Raw genomic sequence first — 17779 nt, forward strand, 5'->3', positions numbered from 1 at the left:
ATGACACTAATAGTTCAAAAATATGGCGGTACTTCCGTTGGCACTGTTGAGCGAATCAAAGCAGTGGCTGACAAAGTAAAAGCAACAAAAGAGGCGGGCAATGACGTTGTGGTTGTTTTATCCGCTATGTCTGGTGAAACCAATCGATTAATTGCTTTAGCGAAAGAGTTTATTGAGAAACCAAGTGCACGTGAAATGGATGTGTTATTAACAACTGGGGAGCAAACGACGATCGCATTATTGACGATGGCGTTGCATAACTTAGGTGTTGATGCCGTTTCCATGACTGGTGATCAAATTAGATTGAAAACTGATCGCAGCCATTCTAAGGCGCGTATATTAGATGTCGAAACTGAAAACCTACAAAAACACTTAAAGCAAGGTCGTATTGTTGTTGTCGCAGGCTTTCAAGGCCGCTGTGAAGATAATAACATTACCACGCTTGGGCGTGGTGGCAGTGATACCTCTGCCGTAGCGATTGCTGCTGCATTAAAAGCGGACGAGTGCCAAATCTACACCGACGTTGACGGTGTTTATACAACTGACCCACGCGTTGAGCCTAATGCACGTCGTCTTGATAGCATCACTTTTGAAGAGATGTTAGAAATGGCCAGCTTAGGCGCAAAAGTGTTACAAATTCGTTCGGTTGAATTTGCAGGGAAATACAACGTGCCACTACGTGTACTTTCTAGTTTTAAAGATGGTGGCGGTACGTTAATTAGTTATGAGGAAAATAAAATGGAATCTCCTGTTATCTCTGGTATCGCGTTTAATCGTGACGAAGCGCGTCTAACGTTATCAGGTGTTCCTGATCAACCGACTGTTGCAGCACAAATACTTTCTCCTATTGGTGCAGCCAATATCGACGTTGATATGATTGTACAAAATACATTAGGTGATGGTAAAACTGACTTTACGTTTACTGTACATCGTGATGATTATGTTGAAGCAACTAAGTTATTAGAAGTTGTTTGTACTAAGTTGAATGCTGATTCAGTACAAGGTAATAACGAGATTGCTAAAGTGTCTATTGTGGGTGTAGGTATGTGGAATCACCCAGGAGTGGCACAAAAAATGTTTGAGACCTTAGGTGCCGAAGGGATCAACATGCACCAAATCGCTACTTCTGAGATTAAAATTTCAGTGCTAGTAGATAGTAAGTATTTAGAATTGGCTGTACGCGCATTGCATAAAGCATTTGAACTAGAGTCTGAACCAAAGCAAGAAAAATAGAAATTGTGAACTAAGCACTAAATAAAAGATGAATTTAGTGTTTAGTGAGCCATACTCATGTTAACGGAAATGAAATAAAAATAATTTAGGAGCAGGATATGCTAATTTTAACGCGCCGTGTAGGCGAAACTCTTATGATTGGTGACAACGTGACCGTTACTGTTTTAGGTGTTAAAGGTAACCAAGTACGTGTCGGTGTTAATGCGCCAAAAGATGTATCAGTGCATCGTGAAGAGATTTATATGCGTATTCAAGCTGAAAAGAACGCAGCCAGTTCAGAATAGACAGTGAACTGTTATTTAAAGAAGAGCTTAATTGCTCTTTTTTTATGTCTAAAATTCAACCGTAACAGATAAAAAACAAGCAGTTTGTTTAATTAGCAAGCAAGCAGTAAATTATTATGCTAAAAAGGTTTGACTTGTTTTCAGAAGACAGTAATATGTGCGCCAACAAGACGACGGTGGGGTGGCCGAGTGGCCGAAGGCGCTCCCCTGCTAAGGGAGTAACGGGTTTATAGCCTGTTCGAGGGTTCGAATCCCTCCTCCACCGCCATTCTTGTAGATTCTTAAAGCGGGTGTAGCTCAGCTGGATAGAGTACCTGGCTACGAACCAGGCGGTCAGGGGTTCGAATCCCTTCACCCGCACCATCTTTCTATTTGCACGAAAAGACGGTGAGCTTAAGAATTGAAATAAAAACATAAAGAATATCGCGGCGGGTGTAGCTCAGCTGGATAGAGTACCTGGCTACGAACCAGGCGGTCAGGGGTTCGAATCCCTTCACCCGCACCATTCTTTACAAGCTTACGAAAGTAAGTTTTTTTGTTTTTAGAGCTTATTAATATTATTCCCAATAATATTAAGCACCATGCGGGTGTAGCTCAGCTGGATAGAGTACCTGGCTACGAACCAGGCGGTCAGGGGTTCGAATCCCTTCACCCGCACCATTTCTTTAGTTTTTCGCTTTTATTATTATTCCATCTTATTTTATTTAATCTTATATAGTCCCTGTAAATTCAACTTTATTTGAATGTTTAATCATAATAAATGACTATATTTCTTTTTTTATACTTATTTTCTCTCTAAAAATGCATGTTTTTTTTATAATTTTGCATAAATAGTCACTTAATTTTATATTTAAGTCACAAGTTTAACCTCGCTTGCTTTCACCTTTACTAGACTATTAATTGCTAAATGCAAACTATGGAAGTTGAGTCAAATTCCATTGCTTTCATTTTTTAGCCAAAACCACTATAATAAGCGCCTGTGAAACACTATTTTACTGAAAATACATATGTTCAACGCGTATTAAATCAAGTAATCTGGTGGTTGATGTTTATTATTTACATGGATTTAATCGTGATCAGTATTCAATACTCACTGTTAACAGCATATTAAATACTTATTAGATATGAATAAATATTCATTTTTAATCTGTTGAATGGCTGTTTCAGTGTGTATCTAGAAAAGGAAAGGGTACATTTATGGATATTACAGGATCTTTAGTCACTGCATTTATGCTATTGGGTCTCGGCATGGCATTTGTTTATATGTTTTTAGGTTTATTATTTATTTGTATAAATCTAATGGCTAAATATATCCCTGCAGACAAACCTGTCATTTCAGCTAAGCGTAAAGCACCCGTTGCTACACAAGCTGCTAATCAAACACAAGTAAGCCCTCAAGTAATCGCTGCGATCACTAGTGCAGTGCAACAATACCGCAAAGCACGAGCAGTTTAATGGACAAAGAATCAATAAAGGAGCAAGTGAATATGTCTAAGCCTCTCGCAATCACCGAAGTTGTTTTACGTGATGCACACCAATCATTATTTGCAACACGTATGCGTATTGACGATATGTTACCCATCGCAGAGAAATTAGATAAAGTAGGCTATTGGTCTTTAGAGACTTGGGGTGGTGCTACTTTCGATTCATGTATTCGTTATCTAGGTGAAGATCCTTGGGATCGTATTCGCGCTTTAAAAGCGGCGATGCCAAATACACCACAACAAATGCTGTTAAGAGGCCAAAACCTATTAGGTTACCGCCATTATGCTGATGATGTGGTACAGAAGTTTGTCGAACGTGCACATACTAATGGCGTAGACGTATTTCGTATTTTCGATGCCATGAATGACGTGCGTAACTTTGAGACGGCGATTAAATCGGCTGTTGAAGTTGGTGCTCATGCTCAGGGGGCTCTCTCTTATACGACGAGTTCAGTCCATACCATCGATGGTTGGGTTGATATGGCGAAACGTCTGGAGGACATGGGCGCGCACTCTATCTGTATTAAAGATATGGCTGGTTTATTAAAACCTTATGTTGCAGAAGAGTTAGTTACAAAAATTAAAGCTTGCACCAATATCCCATTAGCCTTGCATTGCCATGCAACAACAGGTCTTAGTTTAGCGACTCAACAAAAAGCGATTGATGCGGGTGTTGATATTATTGATAGTGCTATCTCTTCAATGAGTATGACTTACGGCCATTCACCAACGGAGACATTAGTTTCTATTGTTGAGGGTACGCCGCGTGATACTGGGTTGGACTTACATAAACTAGAAGATATCTCTGCTTATTTCCGCGAAGTACGCAAAAAATATGTGAAATTTGAAGGTGAATTGAAAGGTGTTGACCCACGTATTTTGATAGCACAAGTACCGGGCGGTATGTTAACTAATATGGAAAGCCAACTTAAACAGCAAGGTGCTGCAGATAAGATGGACGAAGTATTAAAAGAAATTACATGCGTTCGTGAAGATCTTGGTTTAATTCCTTTAGTGACACCAACGTCTCAAATTGTTGGCACACAAGCTGTAATCAATGTATTGATGGGTGAGCGCTATAAAAATGTCACTAAAGAAACAGCTGGTGTATTAAAAGGTGAATATGGCGCAACGCCTGCACCTGTTAATGCCGAATTACAAGCTAAAGTATTAGATGGCGCGCAAGCAATTACTTGTCGCCCAGCGGATAATCTTAAGCCAGAAATGGCATCGATCGAAGCTGAGTTCAAAAAATTAGCGGCTGAAAAAGGCGTTAAAGTTGCTGACAATGAGATTGATGATGCTCTTATTTATGCGTTGTTCCCTGAAATCGGACTTAAATTCTTAGAAAATCGCAATAACCCTGATGCATTTGAGCCTGTACCAAGCGCTGATGATATGAAAGTTGCTAATGCCCCTGCTAAAGCGAAAAATTCGCCAGAGTCTTACTCTGTTTCAGTTGATGGACAGCTGTTTAATGTACAAGTGGGGCCAGAAGGTAGTATCGACGGTATTTCACCAGTTAAAGCTAATGCTGCACAGGTGAATACAACGGTTGCGGCAAACGCTGCTGCACCTGCAGCGACTGCTGATGCCGAAGGTGAGGATGTGCCGGCACCTTTAGCGGGTAATATCTTTAAAGTACTGGTAAACAAAGGTGACCACGTCGACGAAGGTGATGTACTGGTGATTATGGAAGCGATGAAAATGGAAACTGAAATTCGTGCTCCAAAATCAGGCACAGTGCAAGCCGTTAACATCAGAGAAGGCGATGCTGTGAATGTCGGTGACTCACTGTTTGTAATAGGTTAAGGAAGATAACGTGAATGGATTAATGACACTATGGGCCGATACGGGAGTTGCAAACTTTCAGTGGCCTGAATTAGTGATGATGGCCGTCGGTGGGTTGCTATTGTACTTAGCGATCGCGCGTAAGTTTGAGCCTTTATTATTACTACCGATTGGTTTTGGGGCTATTTTAGCGAATATCCCTAATGCAGGTTTTAATGATGAAGGAGGCATGCTTTATTACATCTACCATATTGGTATTGAAACGGGGGTGTTCCCGTTAATTATCTTCATGGGGGTGGGCGCATTAACTGATTTTGGTGCTTTGATTGCTAATCCTAAAACTTTATTTTTAGGTGCAGCTGCACAGTTTGGTATTTTTGCGACGTTATTTGGCGCTATTTTATTAAACTTAGTACCTGGTTTTGAATTTACGCTTGCTGATGCGTCTGCGATTGCCATTATAGGTGGTGCTGATGGGCCGACGGCTATTTTCTTAGCGTCTAAACTTGCCCCTGACTTACTGGGTGCAATAGCGGTTGCTGCTTACTCATATATGGCATTGGTTCCTATTATTCAACCGCCGATCATGCGTGCATTAACCACGCCTGAAGAGCGTCAAATTAAAATGGAACAGTTACGCCCGGTCAGTAAGAAAGAAAAAATTATCTTCCCGTTAGCGGTATTGTTCATGACTATCTTATTTTTACCGGCAGCTACGCCATTGGTTGGCATGTTCTGTTTAGGTAATTTAATGCGAGAGTCTGGTGTTGTTGACCGTTTAAGTTCAACTGCTCAAAATGAACTGATTAATATTGTTACGATTTTCTTAGGCTTAGGCGTGGGTTCTAAACTATCTGCAGATAAGTTCTTGAACTTAGAAACATTGGGTATTTTAGGGTTAGGTGCAATTGCTTTCTCGATTGGTACTGCCTCTGGTGTATTGATGGCTAAAGCAATGGGACGTTTCTCAAAAAGTCCAATCAATCCTTTGATTGGTGCAGCTGGAGTGTCTGCGGTGCCGATGGCCGCGCGTGTTGCTAATAAAGTTGGGTTAGAAGCAAATCCACATAACTTCTTATTAATGCATGCTATGGGTCCTAACGTGGCCGGTGTATTAGGGAGTGCGGTAGCAGCTGGTGTACTATTAGCGATTGTTGGCTAGATAAGCTGTTAACAAATGATACTTATTAATTAAGGCCACTTTTTAGTGGCCTTTTTTATAGGGGGATCAATACTTATTCTTAAAAGCAAAAATAAGGATAGGCGTTATTTAGGTGTTTCCTACAATATAGATAATTAACTTTGACATTTTTAAGAAAAATATATGAATGATTATTGGCTGCTATTTAGCAGTGGTTTTATCTCCTCAACGTTATTTCCAGGTGGCTCTGAAGTGCTGTTTATTTACTACTTGCAGCAACAGTTATCTTTGAAATGGGAATTTTTTTTTGCTGTAACCATAGGTAATAGTTTAGGCGCAGTAGTGACTTACTTACTTGGTTATTATATTAATTTTGGACAGGAAAAGGCGGCTTTAAAATACCCCAAAACATTATTGTTCTGTCAAAAGTGGGGAAATGTTGCATTATTATTAAGTTGGCTGCCTATCGTAGGTGATGTGATCTGCTTGTTTGCTGGTTGGCTTAAGCTCTCCAGAGGACGTGCTTTTATCAATATCGTGATTGGTAAAAGTCTGCGTTATTTGTTCTTAATGTTTTTATTCCTTATTTTTCCATAACACTCTTGATTCGGGAGTAAAAACGCTTAACAAAACACCAATTTTTTACTGTTCTAAGTACTGCTTTCTTGTTTCTATTAAATGCTTATTTAGTTCAACTAATTTAGGTGGTAGAGTTAGCGCTCTAAAAAAATCACCTAGGGGTTTACACTTGGCTAAGAACTTTCAACAGCGTATTAATTTCCTCAGCGAGCATCCTGAGAGCTTCATTGCATTCGGTCGTGGTATAGAACGCGAAACGTTACGTGTGAACGAGGATGGTAAGCTATCGCAAGAAGGGCACCCTAGTGCTTACGGTAGCGCACTTACACATACTTCTATCACCACTGATTTTGCTGAGAGTCTGTTAGAGTTTATTACGCCGGTTGCAACGAGCGTAGATCAACTCTTTAACTATCTTAATGACATTCATCATCATGTGGTTATGAACTTACCGAGTGAACAATACCTTTGGCCAATGAGTATGCCTTGTTATGTGATGAGTGAAGATAATGTGCAATTAGCACAGTATGGTTCATCTAATATTGGCAGAATGAAAACGACCTATCGCCAAGGTCTTAAAAACCGTTACGGTAGTATGATGCAAATTATTTCTGGCGTGCATTATAACTTTTCATTACCTGCAGCATTTTGGGATAATTGGGGGGAGCTGCATGGATCTCCGCTAACCGGTCAAGCCGCTCAATCTGCTGGATATATGGGATTAATTCGAAATTACCTACGTTATGGTTGGGTTATTCCTTATTTGTTTGGTGCTTCTCCTGCTATTTGTAAATCATTTTTACAAGGTAAAGAAACAAAACTTCCTTTTGAAGCGACAGGTAAAGGAACCATTTATTTACCCTATGCGACGTCATTGCGTTTGAGTGATTTAGGTTATACCAATAGTTCTCAATCAGATTTAAATATCTGCTATAACAGTTTAAACACCTACCTTGATAGCGTGCGTAAAGCGTTATCTAAAAAAGAGTCTAAGTTTACTGCGATGGGCATAGTCAAAGATGGCGAATATGTTCAGCTTAATGACAATGTTTTGCAGATAGAGAACGAATTATATGCTTCTATTCGTGCTAAACGTGTTCAAAAAGCTAATGAGACACCATCGCAAGCATTAAAAGCACGTGGTATTGAATATATTGAAATCCGTTCTTTAGATGTGAATCCATTTTGTAAATTAGGTATCACTCAAGAGCAAGTAAACTTCTTAGATCTATTTTTAACTTGGTGTGCAAGTGTTGAATCACCAACGTTATCGCAAGAAGAATACGCAGCCTGTGCGGATAACTTTAATGAAATGGTAACACGAGGTCGTGAACCTGAACTTACTTTAACCATTGCCGAGCAAACAAAAGATGTTGCAGGTTGGGGGAAGTGGTTAAATCAGCAACTGTCTGAAATGGCGTCGTTATTAGATAAAGAGCGCGTGGATAATCGTTATCAAAATGCAATGCAACATATCAGCCCTCGTTTTGAAGACCCAGAGCAAACCAGTTCTGCGCGTATTTTAAAGTGCATCAAAGATTCTACGGGTGATAATGGGACATTAGCATTGAGTTTGGCAAAACAGTATAAAGTCGAGCTACAAGAGCAACCTTATTCTATTTGGTCTGAGCAGATATTTGCACAGCAAAAGCAAACGTCAATTGAAAAGCGTGAAGCCATTGAAGCTGCAGATACATTGAGTTTTCCTGATTTTTTAACCGATTACTTTACTAACGCTAAAAAAGTATAAACAGCACCTAGCGAGTTATCCCTAACAGCATGTACCTTGTACGTGCTGTTAAAATTTCTCTGCGCAACGTGTTAGGTAACTATTAATCTGTTTTGGATGTTATTCATTTAGTGCTAATAAAATAGGAAAATGACACGTTATTCTGCGATTAACAGAGAGGTTTAAAGTAAAGCTATGCATTTATTTAAAAAAATAATCACTTTAATTTTTCCTATCGCATTAATCGCCTGTGCAACACCACCTCCTAAAAATCCTGAAAATATTTGTGATATTTTTTTTGAAAATCGGGATTGGTATAGTGCTTCCAAAAAAATGCAAGAGCGATGGGGGACTCCCATTCATGTGCCGATTGCTATTATGTATCAAGAAAGTAGTTTTAAACATGATGCCGCGCCACCGATGCAATACTTTTGGTTTATACCCATTGGGCGAGCAAGTGATGCCTACGGTTATGCACAAGCCAGAGACATGACCTGGAGTGACTACCAGCGGGAAACAGGTAATGACTGGTCTAATCGTGATGATTTTGATGACGCTATCGACTTTATGGGCTGGTTCACCAGTAAAACGCATAAAATAAATGGTGTGTCGAAGTGGGATGCTTACGGCCAGTATTTGAATTATCATGAGGGTTGGACAGGATACAAGCGTAAGAGTTACAACAAAAAAGCGTGGCTAGTAAAAGTCTCTCGCAAAGTGGATGTACGTGCTAAAAAATATGCAACACAGTTAAAAGGTTGCCAAGAAAATTTGGATTCGAGTTGGTTATGGCGACTGTTTCATACCTAGCCAGTAGGTGTAATACTCTACGTAATCGATCAAACTCGGTCCTTGAAATGAATAGATAGATAATTAATTAAGTAATAAGGAAACACCCTATGCCATTATTAGATAGTTTTACCGTTGACCATACTATTATGAAAGCGCCAGCAGTACGTATTGCTAAAACCATGCAAACACCAAGTAAGGATACTATTACAGTATTTGATTTACGTTTCACCGCGCCTAATAAAGATATTTTATCTGAAAAAGGCATTCATACATTAGAGCATTTATACGCAGGGTTTATGCGTGATCATCTCAATGGTGATCAAGTTGAAATTATCGATATTTCACCAATGGGATGCCGTACTGGGTTTTACATGAGCTTAATCGGTGCACCAACAGAGCAACAAGTGGGTCAAGCTTGGTTAGCGGCAATGCAAGATGTGTTGAATGTAGAAAATCAAAATCAAATTCCAGAACTAAATGAATATCAATGTGGCACTTATGCCATGCACTCATTAACTGAAGCAAAAGAGATTGCACAAGCAATTATAGATGCGGGTGTTGGTATCAATAAAAATGATGATATTTCATTGTCTGCAGAGCAATTGCAGCAACTGTAAGTATCAGATAACTATTAAGGCTGCTTTGCAGCCTTTTTTTTGCTTTATTTTTTAGTGAATTGTTTTATATCAAGTATCAAAAAAACTGATGCTTTACATTGAGGGCTCAATTACGTCATTAATGGACTCTCATGAAGTACACCCTGAAGCAGTTACAAGTTTTTAACGCTATCGCGAGCAATGAAAGTGTTAGCCGTGCAGCAGAGCACCTATGCATGACACAATCTGCTGTGAGTATGTCCTTAGCACAACTAGAAAACTTACTTGATCGACCTTTGTTCATTCGTCATGGTAACCGTTTAACCTTAAGCCATTGGGGGCGATGGTTAAGACCGCAGGCTCGCAAACTGATCCAGAATGCACAGCAAATTGATCAAGGCTTAAAAGATCAGCATTTAATCAGTGGGACCTTATCATTGTGTGCAAGCCAAACCGCGGCTGAACACCTATTGCCAAAACTAATCAGTAATATCGATAGTGACTTTCCTGAACTACGCATTGAACTTTTTGTTGAAAATAGTGAAGAGGTGATTCGAGGATTACTAAATCATGAATTTGAATTGGGTATTATTGAAGGGCGCAATGATGATAGTCGTGTTATTCAAGAAGCTATTTTTGATGACCATTTAGTTATTTTTACCAACACCCATCACCCTTACGCACATTCAAAGGTGGTTAACCTTGCGCAGTTAGAGCAAGCCCGGTGGATTTTAAGAGAGCATGGGGCTGGTACGCGACGTATTTTTGAAAGTGCGGTACATGGTTTAATTGACCACCTTGATGTATGGAAAGAATATGAAAGTGTCCCTGTTATTAAAGAATTGGTGAAAAATGGCAGTTATCTAGGCTGTTTACCCTTGTTAGATGTAAAAAGAGAAGTTGAACGTTGCGAATTAGTGATATTGAACACACCTGAATTAGATATGCATCGTAGTTTATCGTTTGTTTGGTTAGATGATTTAGGGCAAAATCCATTAAAAGATTGCGTTATAACAGAAGCTAAACGTTTAGTACGTAGCTTGCAAAAAAATAGAATTAATCATTTTTCCGATTAATTCTATTTTTTATGGAGCAGGCAGATAACTTTAAGCTATGCCATTTTGAGTCACGTAGCGTGAGTTATACGACTATATTAAGCTGCTTGATCCGATGTGGTTTTTTGTTGGACCTCAGAAACACCTTTTTCTTGAAACTGCATCTGTAACAGTAAATGCTGAGTAATATGCTGGCGAGTGATCGTACCCACTACGATACCATTATCAATCACTGGATAAATAGAAGGTCGTTTAGCTGCCGCTTTATTCAGGCGTTGATGGTAACTTAGGTATTGGCTTGATAATAAAACACCTGAATCGCTAACCGGATATAAGATGCTTTTATCGACGGTCATAAATTCAATTAATTCTGCAATACTTTGCTCTGGAGTAACACTTAAGACTTCAGTTTGCATCACATCAGCGACACTTAATTGCTGATCTAACTCAAAATCATTTGCCCACCAATTACGTAATAAATCCTGCTCTGAGACAAAACCAAGTAGTTCTTTTTGCTCATTGATGACAACTGCTCCACGCGCTTGCTGTGCTGATAATTCCAATAAAGCAGAGGTTGCCGTTTGTTGTCCTGAAAAAGTGATGGCTTTTGTATCCATTAGCTGTGCAACTGTTAGGTCAGTTAAAAATGTATTGTTCATAATGGGTGTTCCTTGTGATGGTAAATAAGTGGTCGTGGCGAGGTCTGATGTTGATCCGTGAGTCAGTGATGTCGGTGTTATTGATTGTGTTGTTAATGGCACTGGATTTGTTAATGGCGCAGAGTTTGTTAATGACATAGGAACATCTTGGTAAATTAACCAATACCCTAATCCAACCATTACTCCTCCTCCGACAATATTGCCTAGAGTGACGGGAATTAAATTGTTAAGCACAAAATGACTCACTGTTAGGTCCGCAAAACTATTCGCGTTATACCCCAATGAGATTAAATACTCAGCAGGTACGGTATGCTGTAAAACAATCCCCAAAGGCACCATAAATAGGTTCGCGATACTATGTTCAAAACCGCTACTGACAAACATTGCAACCGGTAATATCAGTAAGAATGACTTTGTTAGCATATCTTTACTGCTAAATGTCATCCAAATACCTAAACACACTAATAGGTTACATAGCACGCCTAATGAAAAGGCTTGTAGCCAACTGTGGTGGATTTTATGCTGTGCTACATGCAGCGCATTAATACCCCATTGCCCACCGTCAAGTTGATACATTTTGGCACCAAAAATAAGTAATAAAATCAGCATCGCCCCAACAAAGTTGCCTAGGTAAACACGTGCCCAGCAACCGATTAACTGCAGAGTACTTAATTTCCCTTGAGCCCAAGCAACGCTACTCAATACGGTACTAGTGAATAATTCTGCTCCACATACCACGACGAGTATTAAGCCTAAACTAAATGCAGTGCCCCCCGCTAAACGTGTGAGGCCCCAAGAAGAGGCATCGCTACCGGTCGTTACCGTAAGGTAAAAAACAAATGCAATGGCGATAAAAACACCTGCAAATACCGATAAGCCAAAAGAATGAAGTTTACTTTTATTGGCTTTCTGTACGCCATAATTACTGACATCCGCTAAAGGGTGTGAGCTAGCTACTGCTTGGATCGTATTAGTATTTAAGTGTTTAATGGCATGGTTCATATGCAATCACTAAGCCTCCTGCAATAAAATGATATGAAGTGGTTGTCATTGTTTATCTCCTCTTGGATTCAACTATTAATTGAACGCTATTGATGCGTTGTAAAAACAATACGATCATTTTCAGATAAAGAATATTTGATAGTTTTTATTCTCAGAATCAAAAAGATTGATACTTAAAAGCAAACTCAACAAATTCAACAATTTCAATAATATCAATAAACGTAACAATCAAGTTCACATGCTTAATCCAGTCACTACAAGGTGGCGCTGGTCATCAGTAATTAATGTTTTTCTGGCGGGAAATGACTAAGGGGAGGGGCTTAAACACTAAATTCAAAGTAAAAAAAAGCAAACCGATTGGCTTGCTTGATAGAAAGTAGCTGATTTTGTGTTCTTAAAATAGCGAGGTTAATCGATTTTTATACTAAATGAACTGATAATATTAGTTTTCCTCAGTATATAAATGAGGAATAATTTTCACTAACTTAACCATATTATTTTCAACTTCTATGATTTCCATAGGGTAACCGCAGATACGAGTACTTACTGCTGATGTTGGAATCGTTTCAAGATGTTCAAGGATCAAACCATTTAAGGTGCGCGGTCCATCGGTAGGTAAAGACCAACCCATTTCTTTGTTCAAATCACGAATACCTAAGCTACCTTCAATAATATAACTATCATCTTGTTGCTTGTGGATCTCTTCAGAACTGTGCGGTTCATGTGTTGTAGTGAAGTCTCCAACAATCTCTTCTAATATGTCTGCTAAGGTCACTAACCCTTGAATATCACCATATTCGTCCACCACTAAGCCCATACGTTCTTTGTTTTGTTGGAACTTAATCAATTGCGTATTCAGTGGTGTGCCTTCTGGAATAAAGTACAACTCACGCACACTTCTTAACAATGTAGTTTTAGTGAAGTCTTCTTTTAACAGGATCAATAGCGAGTCACGTGCGTGTAAGAAACCAATAGAGTCATCAATGGTGTCGCGGTATAACAAAGTCATAGTATGCGTACGATGTTTTAACTGCTTTAAAATTGTATCCCAATCTTGGTTGATATCAATCGCTGCAATTTCATTACGTGGCACCATGATTTCATCGACAGTGACTTTCTCTAACTCAAGAATACTTAAGAGCATTTGTTGGTGATGCTCAGGGATCATTGATCCGGCTTCATGTACAACAGAGCGCAATTCGTCACTCGATAATGCATTGTCACTTTGATTATGAACACTGATACCAAATATTCTTAATAAACCGTTAGAAATACCATTAATACACCAAACTAAGGGGCTTAATATTTTTTGTAGAGGAGCTAATAATACTGAGCTAGGGAAAGCAATTTTTTCAGGGTATAAAACCGCGAGTGTTTTAGGCGTGACCTCGGCAAAAATCAGTATGACTAATGTCAGTACGCCAGTCGCTATAGCGATACCTGCATCACCAAACATGCGCTGCCCTATAATAGTGGCAATAGCAGAAGCCAAAATATTAACTAAGTTGTTACCAATCAAGATCAAGCCGATCAATTTATCTGGTTTGTTTAATAGTTTTTCAACACGTATTGCAGTTTTGTTTTTGTCTGCTGCTAAGTGCCGTAAACGATAGCGATTTAAAGACATCATGCTGGTTTCTGAACTAGAGAAATAAGCTGAGATGATGATTAAAACGACTAAACTAATAAATAATGCACTTGTGGGTATTTCGTTCAAGAGTACTCTCGATAGTTGCTTTTAAAAAAATTAAAAATGATGACCTTGATATTATCGAAGAAATGCAAATATAACAAAGTAGATTTTCTAAAAAAACCTATAAAAAAATATATTGACAAGATAATGTGAATTATTAAAAATTATCGAATCTATCCTCCAAACTATTTACTTAGCTATTTACTCAGCTATTTGCCAACTTATATAGCGCTAACGACTACTGATCAGCGAGCTGTAATGTGACTCTTGAGTACGATTCTGTATATGCTCAATTAAAACTCAATAATTGTCATTTTATGACGTTAATCACTTGTCAGTGTGTTAATTAATATTGATAATGCCGCCTTTTGACTAATTGGGCCTGCTTATCAAACCTTTACTGTTTATTACATTACTATTTTTGTCATTATCTTCCTATGCCGAAAACACACAAATCCAATCCTTTTCTAGTGCTAAAAAGAAATTAGAAAAAGAAGTCTATACCGATCCTCAAGAACGTCACACTTTATATTGCGATGCAGAGTTTGATAGCAAAAAAAATGTGATTGCTAGCTCCGGCTTTGAAAGCAAAAAATACAAAAAACGAGCAAAACGCATTGAGTGGGAACATGTTGTGCCAGCAGAAAACTTCGGGCGTAACTTTACTGAATGGCGAAGTGGTGATAAGCAATGCGTGACGAGCAAGGGTAAAGCCTATAAAGGGCGACGTTGCGCAGAAAAGACCAATGCAGAATACCGATATATGCAAGCTGATATGTACAATCTATATCCCGCGATTGGGTCAGTTAATGCAAGTCGCAGCAATTATAACTTTGTGATGTTAGGCAATGTTCAAAGTAGTTTTGGTAGCTGCGCAATGAAAATAGAAAAGCGTAAAGTAGAGCCGCCTGTACAAAGCCGAGGTGTGATTGCACGTACTTATTTATACATGGATACTATTTATCCGAGTTATAAAATGAGTCGTCAGCAGCGTCAGTTAATGACCGCTTGGCATAAAACCTATCCCGTTAATGCATGGGAATGCGAACGTGCTAAACGTATTCAAAAAATACAGGGCAACAATAACGAAATAGTACAGCAAAGTTGCCAAGCTGCTGGACTAAACTAGTCCCCATCAAATTGAGTTTAATAAACTACACACTATTTAATGAAACCGTTCTAATGAAATCAGTTTAATGGCATTATTTTAATGGGGTGTAGAGGCTTCTTAAGGCAACAAGAATGTAAACCATCTTGTTGAGTGCTGATAGCTGTTTATCTTTTTTAACTGCTTATCATAACAAGATGGTATCACTTAGCTGTGAACATGCTGGCGTAAAGGATCAGAGAATAATTTCTCTAACAAAGCGGCTACCAAAGTAAGCAAGTGTTAAAAATGATGAGCCTACGATGGTAATGTAAATCACTAAACGGCCACGCCATCCTTTCTTGAAATGCCCCCATAACAAGGTCGCATAAATAACCCAAGCAATAATCGTCAGCACAGCTTTGTGCGCGCTTTCACTTGCAAACATATCATCTAAAAACATAAAGCCAGTGACCAATGTACAACTTAATAAGATAAATCCTATTAAAATAAACTGAAATAAGCTTTTTTCAAGTGTCATTAAGGGAGGTAAATTCAACCCTGCGATAGGCGATCTGTGTTTCTTTAATCGGTAATCGACATAGGCTAATTGTAAGGCAAATAAACTGGCGATGGCCATCATGGCATAAGCGAGTAACGCTAAAATAATATGTGAGCCAACCTGCGGGTTATCTTCCAAGTGGGTAATGTAATGACTTGGTAAATACACCACGGCGATAAAATTGATAATATTAAACCCATACACGATTGGCAACAGAACGCCGGTATTGATTTTTTTGTTGATAGCCAGTGACAGTGCCGCAATTAAAAAACTCACCAATGAAACAACATTTAAAATAGGCAAGTTTTGACCATTTATTAAAAAGATGTTCTGATATAACCAAGCAGCGTGGCTTAATAGTGCGACACTTGATAAGGTAATAATCTGATAGCTTAACTTTGCTTGAGGTGAAAATAATTGGCGGCTAGCAAGTAAGCCACTTAGTAAATAAAATACAACACTGATAGTTGCCAGTTGACTCATATATTACTGCCTTTACTCAGAAAAATGGCTTTTAATAACCTTCATTATAAGCTTTATTGAATGGATGAGAAGTTAATACTATTTTGAAAAAGCATAAATGCGTATAATACACAAAATCCTAATTATTTATAGCTATGAGACATAAACATGTTTGAGAATTTAACGGACAGATTGTCGAAGTCACTGAAAAGTATCAGTGGTAAAGGTCGATTAACAGAAGACAACATTAAAGGCACATTACGCGAAGTACGTATGGCGTTGTTAGAAGCCGATGTAGCTTTACCGGTTGTTCGTGACTTTATTAAAGCAATCAAAAAACGCGCGATTGGACAAGAAGTTGCCAAAAGTTTAAACCCAGGCCAAGCCTTTATTAAAGTTGTACAAAACGAACTTGAATTGGCAATGGGTGAAGTCAACGAAAATTTAAATTTAGCGACCCAACCGCCAGCAGTATTATTAATGGCAGGTTTACAAGGTGCGGGTAAGACCACATCTGTTGCTAAGTTGTCATTGTTATTAAAAAATAAAGAAAAGAAATCAGTTTTAGTCGTGAGTGCTGACGTTTACCGTCCTGCGGCGATCAAACAGTTAGAAACCCTAGCGAGTGAAGTGGGTGTTGAGTTTTTCCCAAGTGATATCACGCAAAAGCCAATTGATATTGCCAATGCTGCTATTGCTCATGCGAAAAAGAAATTCATTGATGTTGTGATTGTCGATACGGCAGGTCGTTTGCATGTTGACGGCGAGATGATGGATGAAATTAAAGATTTACATGCAGCGATTAATCCAATTGAGACATTGTTTGTTGTAGATGCGATGACCGGCCAAGATGCGGCTAATACAGCACAAGCATTTAATGAAGCATTACCATTAACCGGTGTTATCTTAACAAAAGCTGATGGTGATGCACGTGGTGGTGCTGCACTTTCAATTCGCCATATCACTGGTAAACCCGTTAAATTTATCGGTATGGGTGAAAAAGTTGATGCTTTAGAACCTTTCTATCCAGATCGTATTGCGTCTCGTATCTTAGGCATGGGTGATGTTCTTTCATTAATCGAAGAACTTGAAACTAAAGTTGATAAAGATAAAGCGGCTAAATTAGCGAAAAAAGTTCAAAAAGGGAAAGGTTTTGACCTAGAAGATTTCCGTGACCAATTAGTGCAGATGAAAAGCATGGGTGGCATGATGGGCATGATGGATAAATTGCCGGGTATGTCGAATATTCCTGATGCAATGAAAGATCAAGTGAATGACAAAGCAACCAATCAAATGGAAGCGATCATCAATTCAATGACTAAAAAGGAACGTGCCAAGCCTGAAATTATCAAAGGTGGCCGTAAGCGTCGTATCGCTGCGGGTTCTGGTACGCAAATTCAAGATGTGAATAAACTGCTTAAACAGTTTACGCAAATGCAAAAAATGATGAAGAAAATGGCCGGTAAAGGCGGTGGCATGCGTAAAATGATGAGTGGCATGCAAGGCATGATGCCTGGTATGGGCGGCGGTATGCCGGGCATGGGAGGCGCTGGATTACCGCCTGGTTTAGGCGGTTTCCGTAAAAAATAAAACATAATCAAGCACAATGTTAGGATTGTTTAGAAACCCC

The 17779-nt window shown here is 38.9% G+C and carries 15 protein-coding genes and 4 tRNA genes; 16 read left to right on the forward strand and 3 right to left on the reverse strand.

Features of this window, described 5'->3' with window-relative positions; genetic code table 11:
* From H5084_RS12675 to H5084_RS12740, 14 genes are all read left to right on the forward strand, one after another.
* A complete protein-coding gene (locus H5084_RS12675) occupies positions 1-1233 on the forward strand; it encodes an aspartate kinase (protein ID WP_028869148.1) in 1233 nt (410 codons plus the stop codon).
* Between the two features lie 98 nt (positions 1234-1331).
* Positions 1332-1517 (forward strand): carbon storage regulator CsrA, encoded by a 186-nt coding sequence (gene csrA / locus H5084_RS12680; protein WP_028869147.1) that lies wholly within the window; start codon positions 1332-1334, stop codon positions 1515-1517.
* A gap of 175 nt (positions 1518-1692) precedes the next feature.
* Positions 1693-1785 (forward strand) — tRNA-Ser (locus H5084_RS12685).
* 18 nt (positions 1786-1803) lie between these two features.
* Positions 1804-1880, forward strand: a tRNA-Arg gene (locus tag H5084_RS12690).
* 65 nt (positions 1881-1945) lie between these two features.
* Positions 1946-2022 (forward strand) — tRNA-Arg (locus tag H5084_RS12695).
* Between the two features lie 78 nt (positions 2023-2100).
* Positions 2101-2177, forward strand: a tRNA-Arg gene (locus H5084_RS12700).
* 537 nt (positions 2178-2714) lie between these two features.
* On the forward strand, positions 2715-2972 hold the full coding sequence (locus H5084_RS12705; RefSeq protein ID WP_182690710.1) for an OadG family transporter subunit: 258 nt from the start codon (positions 2715-2717) through the stop codon (positions 2970-2972).
* Between the two features lie 32 nt (positions 2973-3004).
* A complete protein-coding gene (gene oadA, locus H5084_RS12710; RefSeq protein WP_028869145.1) occupies positions 3005-4813 on the forward strand; it encodes a sodium-extruding oxaloacetate decarboxylase subunit alpha in 1809 nt (602 codons plus the stop codon).
* A gap of 22 nt (positions 4814-4835) precedes the next feature.
* Positions 4836-5954 carry a sodium ion-translocating decarboxylase subunit beta gene (locus H5084_RS12715; RefSeq protein ID WP_220485959.1) on the forward strand — a complete coding sequence of 373 codons (1119 nt, stop codon included), beginning with the start codon at positions 4836-4838 and terminating at the stop codon, positions 5952-5954.
* A 162-nt stretch (positions 5955-6116) separates the two neighbouring features.
* Entirely contained in the window at positions 6117-6530 is a 414-nt protein-coding gene (locus H5084_RS12720) for a YqaA family protein (protein ID WP_182690711.1), read from the forward strand.
* A gap of 151 nt (positions 6531-6681) precedes the next feature.
* Positions 6682-8262 (forward strand): glutamate--cysteine ligase, encoded by a 1581-nt coding sequence (gene gshA / locus H5084_RS12725; protein WP_028869142.1) that lies wholly within the window; start codon positions 6682-6684, stop codon positions 8260-8262.
* 174 nt (positions 8263-8436) lie between these two features.
* Positions 8437-9051 carry a hypothetical protein gene (locus H5084_RS12730; RefSeq protein WP_028869141.1) on the forward strand — a complete coding sequence of 205 codons (615 nt, stop codon included), beginning with the start codon at positions 8437-8439 and terminating at the stop codon, positions 9049-9051.
* 89 nt (positions 9052-9140) lie between these two features.
* Complete coding sequence (luxS, locus tag H5084_RS12735; protein ID WP_028869140.1) at positions 9141-9650, forward strand: S-ribosylhomocysteine lyase; 510 nt, start codon at positions 9141-9143, stop codon at positions 9648-9650.
* A gap of 131 nt (positions 9651-9781) precedes the next feature.
* Positions 9782-10705, forward strand: a complete 924-nt coding sequence (locus H5084_RS12740) for a LysR substrate-binding domain-containing protein (protein WP_028869139.1) — start codon at positions 9782-9784, stop codon at positions 10703-10705.
* 77 nt (positions 10706-10782) lie between these two features.
* Here H5084_RS12740 and focA read toward each other — a convergent pair whose 3' ends face one another.
* Entirely contained in the window at positions 10783-12345 is a 1563-nt protein-coding gene (gene focA, locus H5084_RS12745) for a formate transporter FocA (RefSeq protein ID WP_182690732.1), read from the reverse strand.
* A gap of 442 nt (positions 12346-12787) precedes the next feature.
* Positions 12788-14062 carry an HlyC/CorC family transporter gene (locus H5084_RS12750; RefSeq protein WP_182690712.1) on the reverse strand — a complete coding sequence of 425 codons (1275 nt, stop codon included), beginning with the start codon at positions 14060-14062 and terminating at the stop codon, positions 12788-12790.
* A 397-nt stretch (positions 14063-14459) separates the two neighbouring features.
* Between H5084_RS12750 and H5084_RS12755 the strand changes: the two genes are divergently transcribed.
* Complete coding sequence (locus tag H5084_RS12755) at positions 14460-15167, forward strand: endonuclease (RefSeq protein ID WP_245600421.1); 708 nt, start codon at positions 14460-14462, stop codon at positions 15165-15167.
* Positions 15168-15381: 214 nt separating this feature from the next.
* Here the strand turns inward: H5084_RS12755 and H5084_RS12760 are convergent, their stop codons facing one another.
* Positions 15382-16170, reverse strand: coding sequence for an inner membrane protein YpjD (locus H5084_RS12760; RefSeq protein ID WP_182690713.1), 789 nt, complete (start codon positions 16168-16170; stop codon positions 15382-15384).
* Between the two features lie 147 nt (positions 16171-16317).
* Between H5084_RS12760 and ffh the strand changes: the two genes are divergently transcribed.
* Positions 16318-17739, forward strand: a complete 1422-nt coding sequence (gene ffh / locus H5084_RS12765; protein WP_182690714.1) for a signal recognition particle protein — start codon at positions 16318-16320, stop codon at positions 17737-17739.
* Positions 17740-17779: the final 40 nt, after the last annotated feature.

Origin of the sequence: Psychromonas sp. SR45-3 (genome assembly GCF_014163575.1) — a bacterium.
Lineage (GTDB): Bacteria > Pseudomonadota > Gammaproteobacteria > Enterobacterales > Psychromonadaceae > Psychromonas > Psychromonas arctica.

Coding starts and splice junctions, on each gene's coding strand:
- H5084_RS12675 (WP_028869148.1), top strand. CDS start 1: ATGACACTAATAGTTCAAAAATATGGCGGTACTTCCGTTGGCACTGTT.
- csrA (WP_028869147.1), top strand. CDS start 1,332: ATGCTAATTTTAACGCGCCGTGTAGGCGAAACTCTTATGATTGGTGAC.
- H5084_RS12730 (WP_028869141.1), top strand. CDS start 8,437: ATGCATTTATTTAAAAAAATAATCACTTTAATTTTTCCTATCGCATTA.
- oadA (WP_028869145.1), top strand. CDS start 3,005: ATGTCTAAGCCTCTCGCAATCACCGAAGTTGTTTTACGTGATGCACAC.
- focA (WP_182690732.1), bottom strand. CDS start 12,345: ATGAACCATGCCATTAAACACTTAAATACTAATACGATCCAAGCAGTA.
- H5084_RS12760 (WP_182690713.1), bottom strand. CDS start 16,170: ATGAGTCAACTGGCAACTATCAGTGTTGTATTTTATTTACTAAGTGGC.
- luxS (WP_028869140.1), top strand. CDS start 9,141: ATGCCATTATTAGATAGTTTTACCGTTGACCATACTATTATGAAAGCG.
- H5084_RS12705 (WP_182690710.1), top strand. CDS start 2,715: ATGGATATTACAGGATCTTTAGTCACTGCATTTATGCTATTGGGTCTC.
- H5084_RS12740 (WP_028869139.1), top strand. CDS start 9,782: ATGAAGTACACCCTGAAGCAGTTACAAGTTTTTAACGCTATCGCGAGC.
- H5084_RS12715 (WP_220485959.1), top strand. CDS start 4,836: ATGACACTATGGGCCGATACGGGAGTTGCAAACTTTCAGTGGCCTGAA.
- H5084_RS12720 (WP_182690711.1), top strand. CDS start 6,117: ATGAATGATTATTGGCTGCTATTTAGCAGTGGTTTTATCTCCTCAACG.
- ffh (WP_182690714.1), top strand. CDS start 16,318: ATGTTTGAGAATTTAACGGACAGATTGTCGAAGTCACTGAAAAGTATC.